This is a genomic window from Paenibacillus konkukensis (assembly GCF_023523925.1).
GTDB lineage: Bacteria > Bacillota > Bacilli > Paenibacillales > NBRC-103111 > Paenibacillus_S > Paenibacillus_S doosanensis.
On record NZ_CP027059.1, the window covers coordinates 5586384 to 5598832 of the forward strand.

A 12449-nucleotide genomic window follows, 5' to 3' on the forward strand; every position below is an offset into this window, starting at 1 on the left:
TTGTTCTGTCTGCTCTAATGATTATCCGGATCTGCCGTATGGATTATGAATGCCGCTAAACCCTTGCCGCATCAACGTTTGTATCCGCAGCTGCAAGGATCTGCTATATGGATTGTCGACAGGAACGAGCATCCTTAGTACATTGGATTCAAGCCGTCCAGGTACGACAAACGGATAAACAAAAAAGGAGGAATCGGACATGGAAATAACGGGATCGGCCCATTCTGTGAGAACGCTTACGAAGAATGAACGATTCATGCGACGGCTGAAGCGCCATCGTTGGTTTTATATCATGCTCTTGCCGGGATTGATTTATTTCCTGATATATAAGTATGTGCCCATGTGGGGCGTGCTTATCGCTTTTCAAGATTATCAGCCGTTCCAAGGCTTCTTCGGCAGCAAATGGGTGGGCTTGAAGCATTTTGAGACGTTTTTTACGGACGAGAGCTTCTTGATGCTCTTCCGCAATACGTTTATTTTAGCGATATACAATATTTTGTTTTTCTTCCCCATGCCCATTGTCATCGCATTAATGCTTAACGAGGTTCGCAAGGAAGTATTCAAACGGTTTATCCAAACGATGATATACATCCCGCATTTTGTTTCATGGGTTGTGGTCGTCGGGATCAGCTTCCTGTTCTTTTCTACAGACAACGGCATCGTCAACAGCATGTTGGCAAAAGCAAATATGGAGCCCGTTAATTTCTTGCTCAGCAGCGACTGGTTCCGTACGATCATCACCTCGCAGGTGATTTGGAAGGATACGGGCTGGGGGACGATCATCTTCCTCGCGGCGCTCGCCGGCGTCGATCCGCAGCTGTACGAGGCGGCCAAGATGGATGGAGCGGGACGCTGGAGACAGATGTGGCATATCACGCTGCCCGCCATCCGCAGTACTATTATTATCTTGCTTATTTTGCGGATCGGTCATTTTATGGATTCGGGCTTCGAGCAGATCTTCCTGATGGTCAATCCGATGAACAGGGAAATTGGCGAAGTGTTCGATACTTATGTTTACAGCACAGGGATTACGCAGGGCAAGTTCAGCTACAGCACTGCAGTCGGCATGTTCAAGTCTGCTGTCGGCTTACTGCTTGTAGTGATTGCCAATCGTCTGGCCAAGAAGTTTGGCGAAGAAGGCATTTACTAATCGAGAGGAGGACGCGGTTATGGCGGATAAAAGCATCGCCGGCAGATTGCTGGACGGGATCAATTACTTACTTCTAATACTGATTGCGGCGGTATGTGTCGTTCCGTTTATTTATATCCTGGCGGCTTCAATAACCGAGCCTGCGGAATTGATCAAAAAAGGATTTATCCTGTTTCCTACAAAGCTGTCACTCGTCGGTTATCGATACATTCTTTCAACCGATGTGATTTTATCCAGTTTGGGCGTATCCGTCTTCATTACGGTAGCGGGTACAATGGCAAATTTGTTCTTTACGGCGCTGATGGCCTATCCGCTTGCGCAAAAAGATCTCATGGGCGTCAGCTTGATCATGAAACTCGTAGTATTCTCCATGCTGTTCAGCGGCGGGATGATTCCGACTTATCTGGTGGTAAAGGAAACAGGGCTGCTCGATAACCCGGCTGCCTTGATCGTTCCCGGTTTAATCAGCGCTTTTAACCTGATTATTATGCGCAGCTTCTTCCAGCAGCTCCCGGACGGGCTTGAAGAGGCCGCGAGAATCGACGGCTGCAGCGATATCGCCATTCTGTTCCGCATCGTGCTTCCGCTTTCGGCGCCGGTACTGGCGTCATTGGCTTTGTTTTATGCGGTAGGCCATTGGAATTCTTACTTCAACGCGATTCTCTATATCAACGATAATGCTTATTGGCCTATTCAAGTATGGCTCAGGCAGATCGTAATACTAGCTCAAGGGGGGATTGGCGACTCCGCACAGTTCGGCGAGGATTTTATTCCTCCTCCGGCGGAGACGGTGAAGATGGCCGTTATTGTATTATCCACATTACCGATACTTGTCGTATATCCGTTTCTTCAAAAGCATTTTGCTAAAGGTGCATTGCTGGGGTCAGTTAAAGGTTAGACTACAAATCGATGAATAAAGAGGAGAATTCGTATGAACCGAAAAAGCTCAGTCCGTAAGTCCATGAAACTGCTTAATGTCGTGTGTATGACTTGTCTATCCGCCTCTCTTGTGGCGGCATGCAGCTCTTCCAATAAAGCGGCGCCTGCGGAGACAGACTCTTCAGCCAACAAGCCTTTGGAGCTGAAGGTAATGATGATTCAACAATTGGCCGAGCCGCCCAAAAAGGACAGCCCTTTCCTGAAGAAGATCGAAGAGTATACGAATACGAAGCTGGATATTACATGGGTGCCGGGCGCCGGTACTGCCTATGACGATAAGGTCAGCGCAACGATCGCCTCGGGAAATATGCCGGATGTGATCCTGATTCGCAAGAATAAGGAAACCGCCAACCTGAATGCGCAGCTGTCGGGTGTGTTTTGGGAGCTGACACCGTACTTGAAAGATTTCAAAAATTTGAGTCAAATGAACCCGGTCGCACAAAAGAACGCAAGCATCAGCGGCAAGCTGTATGGAATTCCTCGCGAGCGCGTCATATCCCGTTACGGCATGATTATCCGGCAAGACTGGTTGGATAATTTAGGGCTGCAGATGCCCAAGACCGCTGACGAGCTGTACAATGTGGCCAAGGCGTTTACGGAGAATGACCCGGACAAGGACGGCAAGAAGAACACGTTCGGCATTCAGGAAGATGCGACGATGGAATTATTGAAGCAGCTGACGATTTACGCCGGAGGTCCGAACGGATGGGGGCTGAAGGACGGCAAGGTAACGCCGGACTTCCTGTACCCGGAATTTAAGACGGCTCTCGATTTGTATCGAAAGATGGTAAGCGAAAAAATAATTAGCCCGGACTTCCCCATCGCCAAAAAATACGATTATTTCAATCAAGGAAAAGCCGGCATGTATTTCTCGGTGATCGACGACGCGGCTACCCGGCATGTGGATATGATGAAGCAGGACCCCAAGGTGAAGGTGGAGGTTGCGGAAAACTTCGACGGACCGCAAGGACAGCGGGTCAGGGGTACCGTCGGTTATGATTCTCTCATTGCAATTCCCAATTCTAGCGTGAAAGACGAAGCGAAGCTGAAGCAAATTCTTGCCTTCATCGATAAGATGAGCGACGAGCCGATGCTGTCTCTGATCAATGCGGGCGTCGAAGGCACGGATTACACGCTTGAAGGCGGGAAAGCGAAGAAAATCGCCGGCTCCAAAGGTTCCGAGGACTGGCAAAACTTCCGCTGGGGCAGCCAGTTTGGCGGCGTCACGATGGAGAAAACGCCATTGGAGCAAAAAATCGATAAACTCTTCCACGACAACAGCAAATTGGGCGTAGTAGACCTGAGCGCCTCTCTGTTATCCGATACGAATACGCAAAAGGGCACGGATCTTAAGAAGGCAATTACCGAAGCTCAGGTGAAATATGTACTGGGCGAGCTGGACGACAAGGGCTGGAACGACGCGGTAGAGAAGTGGCGGAAAAATGGCGGAGACAAAATTATCGAGGAATTCACCGCTGATTATAATAAATCCGGCGAAAAATAAGGCAAGGTCAATCGAGAGGTCCGCCGGGCAATCGGCGGATATTCTCATTTTACCGAAAGCCCCCGAACCCGCAATTAATCATCAACCTCAATCAAATCTATAATCTCCCGAATATCTTTAATGTCCAGCGCCTCGGCGATTCTTTCGATATGGCTAAAATGAATATTTTCCCTTTTGCCGTTAGAAAGCTCGCTTAATGCAGCATGACGCACATCGGATAATCTGGAAAGCTCACGTAAAGAGATATGATGCTTTTGCGTAAGCTTTGTTATGTTTATAATCACTTTTTTGCCCAAAAGGATCACCTGCTATGCACGGATATAGGTAATGATTGCTATACGCAAAAACGTACCATATAATAGAAATGAAGCTGGTACTTAATTGCGTATCATTATTCTGTGTGAGGTGATCCCGCTGAAATATCTCATTTCTAAGCTGCCTCTACAAGCGATTCAGCAATACATCACTCAAGAAACTGGCATGGACTTCTTCGATGTTATACTAACGATAAACGCTGAAGAAGTCGGTACGATTTTATACCGCCCCCTTGGAGAATCGGACCATGCCTTTGAAGAGCTGGATATTTGGTATGGTTCACTGTTAGATTATGCGAATGACTATGATCTCAAGAAAATGATGTTAATTCATCTGATTAACGATACCCGGAGGGAGATTGAAACGTACGAGGAACAACTACTAGGTTTGACAGAAGCGGAACTGGCTAAACGTTGGATTCACAGACGTCTTACTCCTAATTAAACCCTCTCGGTTCCCAGCCGCGGTAACTTGCTGAGGAATCAGATAGAGGAAGAGAAGAAGGATTTGAGAAAATATGAGAGAATGTTGTTTTATTTATTGGTGTATGGATTGTTAATATAGCGAGGGATTTTATGGCGAAATTAGATGTAATAGGTTTTTAAACAGTGGAGGTAATCATCAAGCTTGTACCTGAGGAAGGATGGTTGAACTTTATGGGGAACATCCTATGTGTGGTATCATGCTCAAATTTACAGTTATTATGTCACTTGGTACCTTCGACGGTAAGCTTGACTGACTTTGTTTGGGGGAGGAGTTTCCTCTTTTTCCGGAAGGGACCGGTCGTTGACGCGATCGGACAAGAACTTTATAATAAAATAATAGAACATTATAAAACAAATTTGTCTTGGGTATGGGAAGAAGTATTTCTTGTAGCTCTTTTTTTGCTAAAATGAAAGCGATAACATTATGTATAGAGTAGCTTAAGCACGATGCACTATAGGACAATTTTTATGTCATATGTTCCGAACGGTTTACACGGGTTGTGGAATCTAAGGACGGGAGCCATTCGATAGGTATGGGGGGGATAGGCAGATGGGCAGCCAGTTGATGGATCAGAGAACGGATATGCCGCTCTATGTACAGCTCATAGAAATATTTCGGACGATGCTCGAAAGCGGGGGGATGCAGGCCGGAGAACGATTTCCCACCGAGCTGGAGCTGGCCAAGCAATACGGCGTTGCCCGGATAACGGTACGAAATGCGATTGCCGAGCTTGTGCAGGAGGGGCTGCTCGTGCGTCGTCAAGGGAAAGGGACCTTTGTAGCCGAACGAAAAATCGACCGGGAGCTCGTCAATGTGGCCAGTTTTACCGATCGTATGAACTCGCGAGGCATGCGAGTTGGCTCGCGGCTTGTCAGCGCGAGAGCGATTAAGGCTGCGGGAAAGCTGGCTGAGTTGTCAGGAATGGCTGAAGGCGCCTCCATGATTGAGATTGTCAGGCTACGGTTAAGCGATGATGTTCCCGTTGCGATTGAAACGACCTGTTTATCAGGGGAACGCTGTCCCGGCCTCGAGAAGGAAGACTTGGCGAAGCAATCGCTCTACCACCTGCTTGATAGCAAATACGGCATTCGCCCCGCCTATTCAAGCAAAACGCTGGAGCTGGCCCGGGCGATGACAAAGGAAGCCAAGCTGCTCTCCGTCAAAACCGGTGCTCCGCTGTTTCTGATGACAGCGGTCGTTTATTCGGAGGATCATCAAGTTATGGAATACGTCAAGACGTTGTTTCGAGGAGACCGGTTTCGCTTTCAGGTTCACTGATGGTAAGTATGCAAGAGATGAGTCTTCATTTATTACACGCCGGGAGGGGCTCGCACTATGGAGATTCTGATTGTCGAAGATGAAACTTTGATTCGCAGGGGCTTGGAGCGGATGATTTGTGATTTGGGCTATCGGGTCGCGGGGACGGCGGATGACGGGGAGACGGCTTTGCAATGGTTGGAGAGCCAGACTGCGCCACCTGATCTGATCATTACCGATATTTTCATGAAATATGTCGACGGCCTTGAATTAATAGGGATGGTAAATGCGAAGTATCCGAGCGTCAAATGCGCGTTATTGTCCGGTCACGATGATTTTCGGCTTGCACAGCAAGCGATCAGCCTGAAGGTGTGCCGTTATTTGACCAAGCCGATTAATCGGGAAGAGCTTCGCGATGCGTTGGACGAAATTCGCCATGAGGTGGAGCAGGAGAAGCTGCGTAAGATGGATTTGCTCCGATGGGAGCAGCGCCATGCAAGCAGTGTTTTGTACGTCCGGGACAAGCTGCTGTCCGATTTACTCGAGTCGCGTCTCATCTCATCCACGGATATACTTCAGCATGCCGATTGCTTTGATTTTGATTTGAAGGGGACCTTGCTCTCCGGCGGCGTCATCCGTCTGCAAGAGACGGGACGGCCTATGTCTCAACGGGATTCCCTGCTCTATTCCGTAGCGGTCAAGCATTTGTTCACCGAGACGGTGCTGGCCGAGTATCGCGGGTTCGTGCTGCTCAAGGATTCATGCACGCTGGCGTTTGGCGTATGCGAGGACAAGCCGGAGCGGCTGCGGAAGGAAGCGGTCCAGTTCGCAGATATGTCGGCAAGAATGCTGGGCGTTCCGGTAGTTTTCGGGACGGGATCGAGAGCGGCCAATCTGCTGCAATTCCGCCAAATATTTGCCGAGGCCTGCGAAGCGATGGAGCAATCCAGCAAGGAACGGCATTTCTACCCGTTGGAGCTCGAACAGAAGCTTCGCGTATCCATGCGCGCAGGGGACCGGGAAGAAGCTAGGACCAATATACGGCTGATGATTGAAGCGATTGCCGCAAGCCCCGCGCCTTCCGACTATGTATTCCATTCCTTTTACAAGCTGATCGAGTCGCTGGAGGCATTATTTCGCGAGCTCGAGCTGCCGTTTGCCGCGCCGCAGCTTGCCGGATTGCCGAGAACCGGATTAATGGATCGGATGAACCAGTGGCTCCAGGAATGCGTATCCGCACTCGAGCCGCGCCGGCAGGAGTATCCTAGCGAGATTGTCACCAAAGTGATTGCGCATATGCAGGAGTGTTATGCCGACGGGAGTCTCAATTTGCAGCATTTGGCCGATCTCGTCTATGTGCATCCCAACTATTTGACGCAAATGTTCCGCAAGACGACCGGTTATTCATGCATGCAGTATTTGGCGCGCCTGCGCATGGAGCAAGCGAAAAAGCTATTGCACGAATCGGATCTGAAAATCTCCGAAATCGCCGAAAAAGTCGGCTACGACAACCACTTGTATTTCAGCAGTTATTTTAAAAAGTGGATCGGAAAAAGCCCATCCGATTACAAGGAAGGACTTTCCTCCCAATGATTGATCGCCTCCGTTATCGTTTAAATCGCTGGTATAACACGATGTCGCGAACGATTTTTATCAAGCTTCTTTTACTGCTTCTCATTCCTAATCTGCTCTTAATGTTCGTTATCCAGCAGTTGACCGACCGGCAAGTCCAACAGAAGGCCAGCGAAATTCACAATACGCTGCTTGGGCTGGAGCATGCGGTAAACCGGGAGATCGGTTCGCTCTTCGGGGTCGTCACTACCTTGACCAACCAACTCATCATTGAGCCCGACGTACAGCGGATTTTGACATCCAGTTGGCGCGATAGATTGGCCCAGGGCGAATCCCCTACACCGGACGCCGAGCTTAGGAAGCTGCAGACGCTCTATGACAATCAGGCGGCAATGCTCTCACTGTTGTCCCGGTACCGTCTCGTCTGGACGAATATCTACTCGCTGGCGATCATCGATACGCAGGGCAATGTGTATTTAAGCACGGCGCAAAATTATCAAATTTACCCGGAGGATATTCTGGCTTCCCGATTGCTGAAAGCGGATTTCGACGACCCGTTGCCATGGAGCGTTAACGACGCGTTAACCAAGGAGAGCAATATGATTACGATTGCCAGAAAAATATACGGGACTACGATGCCCCAGCAAGTGATCGGGCACGTCGTCATTAATCTTTCTTTGAACGAAATTCAAAGCTCATTCGATACTTATAATTATTTTGGCAACATGATATTTGGCCTATACGATGCTTCTGGTAAAGGACGGATGGTTTACGACGGGCGGCAATTTTCCGCGGAGGAAGGCGAGGTTCTTCCTTTTGCCGAAATAGGGGACCGACAGTCGGACGTATCATTCCGGGGCAGCTCATGGAGGATGATCGTCAAACGGATGGAGGAGTCGTCCGCAACGGGAATGCGAAATTATTTATTTGTCGGTTTGGACAACCAGTATATTCACGAGCAGACCAAGGCTATTAGCGATAGTCTCAAATATGGTTATGCTATATTTCTCATCGTGGCGTTAGGTGTCTCTTTATTCGGAGCGACGGTGTTGTCGCGACGGATCGGGCGCGTGCTGAAGGCGATGCGACAGTTCGGAAAGAAACAGTGGGGGACGCGGATCACGATCAGGGGTAACGATGAGATCAGCATCATAGGCAATACGTTTAATTCAATGGCCTCCCATATCGAAGATTTGCTGGAGGACGTTTCCGTTCAGCAGCATCTGAAGCGGTTGTTTGAACTAAGGGTGCTTGAATACCAGATCAATCCGCATTTTTTGTATAATACGCTGGATACGATTCACTGGCTTGCCCTGGACAGCAACCAGCCCCAAATCAGCCGGATGGTGGAAGGACTATCCAAGCTGTTCCGGATCATCTTGAGCAAGGGAAGCGAAACGATTACGCTGCGCGAGGAGTTCGAGATGATACGGATTTATTTGGATATTCATAAAATTCGTCTGGAGGACCGCTTCGACTACGAGCTTCGTCTGGCGCCCGAGGTTCAAGAATACAAAATCAGCAAGATTGTGCTTCAGCCGCTTGTGGAAAATGCGCTTTTGCACGGTATTCGCCGGTTGCGAACGAAAGGGATGATTAGGGTCTCCGGGAAAATGGACGGCTCCTGGATCGTACTGACGGTCTCGGACAACGGGGTCGGCATGCCGGAGGAGGTGCTTGCAAGCCAGCGGTGCTTGATCGATTCCGGGCTTTGGGAGGAAGAAGTGATGAGCGGCTCAAGCTATGGTATGAAAAACGTCGATTCGCGGCTCAAGCTGATGTTCGGCGACACGTACCGGATGAATATTGAATCCGGAGGACCTTCACCCGGAACCCGTATCACGATACGCATTGGCGCCGAACAATGATGCGCTGAGCGAGCGCGGACATACATTCATGTTGAATAATGAAGTGCTTTGCAGACGGAAGACGGTAACTAGCCGTCTTCTTTTTGCTACATGGGCATCGCCCAAGGATAGCTGCGGACGAACATTAAATTTGTATATATGATCCTCTTAAGTTTGTTTATATTTCATTAGCGCCTGCTGACCTATAATGAAGTCAAGAGGACATTCCGGAAACATCCTCAGTCCAACACGGTAAATGGTCATAAAGGAGGCAAGTTGAAATGAAGAAAAAATGGTTGCTCGCTTCACTTACTCTGATTTTCTCGTTCGTCACAGCCTGCTCGTCCGAAACGGGCAGCGCGCCGGCTCCCAAAGAATCGGCAGAGATGTCGAATCCGCCGAATGAGCAGGTCAAGATTACATGGTGGGATTTTCAGCCGAATCAGGCGATGATCGATGCTCTAACAAATCTGATTGCCGCATATGAGAAGGAGCATCCAAACGTAAAAATCGAGAGAACGTTCGTTCCGTTCGCCGATATTAAAAACAAGCTGCTGCTTGGCTCGGCCGCCGGCCAGCTCCCCGACATAGTTATGATCGACGGGCCGGATCATCAGGCGTTCGCCTCCGCCGGAGTACTTGCCGACATTACCGAAGAGGTGAAGGCATGGGGGGAAGCGGATCAATATTTCGAAGCGCCGTGGAATGCAACAATGTATAAAGGCAAAAACTACGGGATTCCCGTGAGCAACAATAATTTGGGTTTATTTTATAACGATGATCTTCTCAAGCAAGCCGGGGTGGAGCCGCCCAAAACATGGGATGAACTGAAGACTGTGGCGAAAAAGCTTAGCGGCAACGGTGTGTACGGCCTCGCCATCGCCGCTCCGAAAAGCGAGCAGCTAACGTTCCAGTATCTCCCCTTCCTCTGGCAGGCCGGCTCCGACTTGACCAACATCGATAACCCGGGAACGGTAGATACGCTCAAGCTGTATAAGGATCTGGTGGCTAGCGGCTCGATGTCCAAAGAGGTCTTGACGCAGGATCAGCAGGCTACTTTCCTGCAATTCATGGCCGGAAAAGTAGCGATGGTGTTAAGCGGCCCTTGGCAGCTTCCTGCGCTTAATGAGGCCAAGTTTAAGTGGGGACTGGCCGACTTGCCTTCCGGCAAAGAAAAAGCGACGATTCTCGGCGGGGACGACTGGGCCATTACAGCTACCTCCAAACACAAGGACATTGCGTGGGACATCATCAAGTTTTCCCAAAAGCCGGAATATTTGAAGCCACTGCTCATCGGCGGAGCAAGAATTCCGAGCCGCAAAGATTTAATCAACGACTCCTATTGGCAAACGGACAAATATATGAAGATTTTTGCGGATCAGCATCAATACGCCAAAGCGCGGGCCTACGGACCGAACTATCCGAAAATTTCGGAGGCGGTGCAGGATATGGTTCAGCAAACCGTAACCGGTGTGAAGTCGCCGGAGGACGCGGTGAAGGAAGCGGCGGGCAAGATCAAGCCCCTGCTGCAATAAAGAAAAATCACATTATAACGGGGAGGAAGCTCCTCCCCCAATCGAAGCGTGGGAGGGAGAAGCTCCATGACGGATCAGGCATTGCCCAAGACAGAGCGGGCTGTCTCCAAATCGGCTCCTGGGAGGATACGGGCGGGCTGGACCAACTATATGTTCGTTCTTCCCGGAGGATTGTTTGTTATTTCATTCCTTATATTCCCTATATTATATAATATTTGGATTAGCTTTCAGGACGTTACGCTAATGAATTTGAAGGGCGGCCACCGCTTTGTCGGATGGGACAATTATACCAAAGTGTTTGCCGATCCGCTCTTTATGGACTCTGTGCGCCACTCGCTGTTTTTCACGGCCGGCAGTCTTGTATTTCAATTCGGGCTAGGGTTTGCGCTGGCGTTGTTTTTCCATCGCCGGTTTCCCGGACGGGACTTGATGCGCTCTCTGATTCTGCTTGGCTGGATGATGCCGATTGTCATTACCGGTACGTTGTTCAAGTGGATTTTATCGGGGGACTCCGGGGTATTCAACCATCTGCTCATCATGCTCGGCCTGATTGATAAGCCAGTGTTTTGGCTGACCGATCAGGGTACTGCGCTGACGGCGGCGACAATCGCCAATATATGGATCGGCATTCCGTTTAACATGCTCATTTTGCTTGCGGGGTTGCAGGCGCTGCCGGATCAGCTGTACGAAGCCGCCAAAATCGACGGAGCCGGCCGGTTTAGGCAGTTCATGCAAATTACCGTTCCGCTGATGAGGCCGACTATTTTTATCGTGTTAATGCTTGTGCTGATCTACACATTCAAGGTGTTTGATCTGATTTTCGTCATGACCGGCGGGGGCCGGTAAACGTGACGACGGTGCTGCCACTGTTCGCTTACAAGCTTGCTTTTACCAACTATGAAATCAGCATGGGATCGACAGTGGCAAGCCTGATGTTCGTCTTTCTGATTACCCTCGCATCGGTGTACCTCTGGATGTCCCGGAAGGAGGAGAAGTCATGATCGCATCCGGCAAATACAGCGCCCGCAGCTATATTACGGCTGCTGCAGCCGCTGCGGCAACGCTTGTCTATCTGTTTCCGATCTACTGGCTGTTTGTCACCTCCATCAAACCGATGAACGAGTTGTTCGCTTATCCTCCGCATTATATTCCGGTGTCGCCGACGCTGGAAGCGTACGTGCACAACTTTGTCGCGGACACCGGGATTTTCCGCTACATCGGAAACAGCTTTATCATTGCTACCGGGACGATGCTGCTTACGCTGCTGCTGGCCTCGCCATCCGCTTACGGCCTCGCCAGACTGCCGATTCGGGGCAAGGGAGCCGTGCTTATTGTGCTCCTCGCTACACAAATGCTGCCGAGCATTATGGTGGCGATGCCGCTGTTCATCGTGTTCTCCAAGGTGCAGCTTGTCAACAGCTATACGGCACTTGTGATTGCCAACACGACGCATACGTTGCCTTTTGCCGTTCTGGTGCTTCGTCCTTATTTTCTAGGAGTGCCAAGCGGGGTGGAGGAGGCGGCGCTGATCGACGGGTGTCATAAGGCGGGGGCGTTCTGGAAAGTCGTGCTGCCGCTTGTTACACCGGGGTTGCTTACCGTCGGCGCGATCAGCTTTCTGTGGGGCTGGGGGGACTTCATCTTTGCGCTGACGCTCACCTCCGATGAAAGCGTGCGGCCTTTGACGATGGGCCTCAGCAAGTTTACCGGCGAATTCGGTACGCAGTGGAATTATTTGATGGCGGTTGCCGCGATAGCCGCCTTGCCCATCATCATCATTTTTGCATCGCTGCAAAAATATATCGTTAGCGGTCTGGCAAGCGGTTCCATGAAAGATTAAACTT

Annotated in this window: 12 protein-coding genes; 11 read left to right on the forward strand and 1 reads right to left on the reverse strand. The window is 50.0% G+C overall.

The annotated features are described in order from the left end of the window. Positions 1-199: 199 nt before the first annotated feature. The 3 genes from SK3146_RS24300 to SK3146_RS24310 all read left to right on the forward strand — a co-directional run bounded on the left by SK3146_RS24300 (position 200) and on the right by SK3146_RS24310 (position 3593). Entirely contained in the window at positions 200-1150 is a 951-nt protein-coding gene (locus SK3146_RS24300) for an ABC transporter permease (RefSeq protein ID WP_249861184.1), read from the forward strand. Positions 1151-1169: 19 nt separating this feature from the next. After that, positions 1170-2048 (forward strand): carbohydrate ABC transporter permease, encoded by an 879-nt coding sequence (locus SK3146_RS24305; RefSeq protein WP_249861185.1) that lies wholly within the window; start codon positions 1170-1172, stop codon positions 2046-2048. A gap of 63 nt (positions 2049-2111) precedes the next feature. Further along, entirely contained in the window at positions 2112-3593 is a 1482-nt protein-coding gene (locus tag SK3146_RS24310) for an extracellular solute-binding protein (protein ID WP_249861186.1), read from the forward strand. A gap of 74 nt (positions 3594-3667) precedes the next feature. Here the strand turns inward: SK3146_RS24310 and SK3146_RS24315 are convergent, their stop codons facing one another. After that, positions 3668-3889, reverse strand: a complete 222-nt coding sequence (locus tag SK3146_RS24315; protein WP_249861187.1) for a helix-turn-helix domain-containing protein — start codon at positions 3887-3889, stop codon at positions 3668-3670. A gap of 85 nt (positions 3890-3974) precedes the next feature. On the opposite strand from SK3146_RS24315, the gene SK3146_RS24320 reads away from it, so the two are divergent. The 8 genes from SK3146_RS24320 (at position 3975) to SK3146_RS24355 (ending at position 12445) form a co-directional block, all read left to right on the forward strand. Next, on the forward strand, positions 3975-4352 hold the full coding sequence (locus SK3146_RS24320; protein WP_249861188.1) for a hypothetical protein: 378 nt from the start codon (positions 3975-3977) through the stop codon (positions 4350-4352). A gap of 591 nt (positions 4353-4943) precedes the next feature. Further along, on the forward strand, positions 4944-5672 hold the full coding sequence (locus SK3146_RS24325) for a GntR family transcriptional regulator (protein WP_249861189.1): 729 nt from the start codon (positions 4944-4946) through the stop codon (positions 5670-5672). Positions 5673-5729: 57 nt separating this feature from the next. Then, positions 5730-7244, forward strand: coding sequence for a response regulator (locus SK3146_RS24330; protein WP_249861190.1), 1515 nt, complete (start codon positions 5730-5732; stop codon positions 7242-7244). Next, positions 7241-9091, forward strand: coding sequence for a cache domain-containing sensor histidine kinase (locus SK3146_RS24335; RefSeq protein ID WP_249861191.1), 1851 nt, complete (start codon positions 7241-7243; stop codon positions 9089-9091). Before SK3146_RS24330 ends, SK3146_RS24335 begins: the two co-directional genes overlap by 4 nt. Positions 9092-9351: 260 nt before the next feature. After that, complete coding sequence (locus SK3146_RS24340) at positions 9352-10605, forward strand: ABC transporter substrate-binding protein (protein ID WP_249861192.1); 1254 nt, start codon at positions 9352-9354, stop codon at positions 10603-10605. A gap of 66 nt (positions 10606-10671) precedes the next feature. Further along, positions 10672-11451, forward strand: coding sequence for a carbohydrate ABC transporter permease (locus tag SK3146_RS24345; protein ID WP_249861193.1), 780 nt, complete (start codon positions 10672-10674; stop codon positions 11449-11451). A 2-nt stretch (positions 11452-11453) separates the two neighbouring features. Continuing rightward, entirely contained in the window at positions 11454-11606 is a 153-nt protein-coding gene (locus SK3146_RS24350) for a hypothetical protein (RefSeq protein WP_249861194.1), read from the forward strand. After that, positions 11603-12445, forward strand: a complete 843-nt coding sequence (locus SK3146_RS24355; protein ID WP_249861195.1) for a carbohydrate ABC transporter permease — start codon at positions 11603-11605, stop codon at positions 12443-12445. The genes SK3146_RS24350 and SK3146_RS24355 overlap by 4 nt, the downstream gene beginning before the upstream one ends. The last annotated feature ends 4 nt before the right edge of the window (positions 12446-12449 follow it).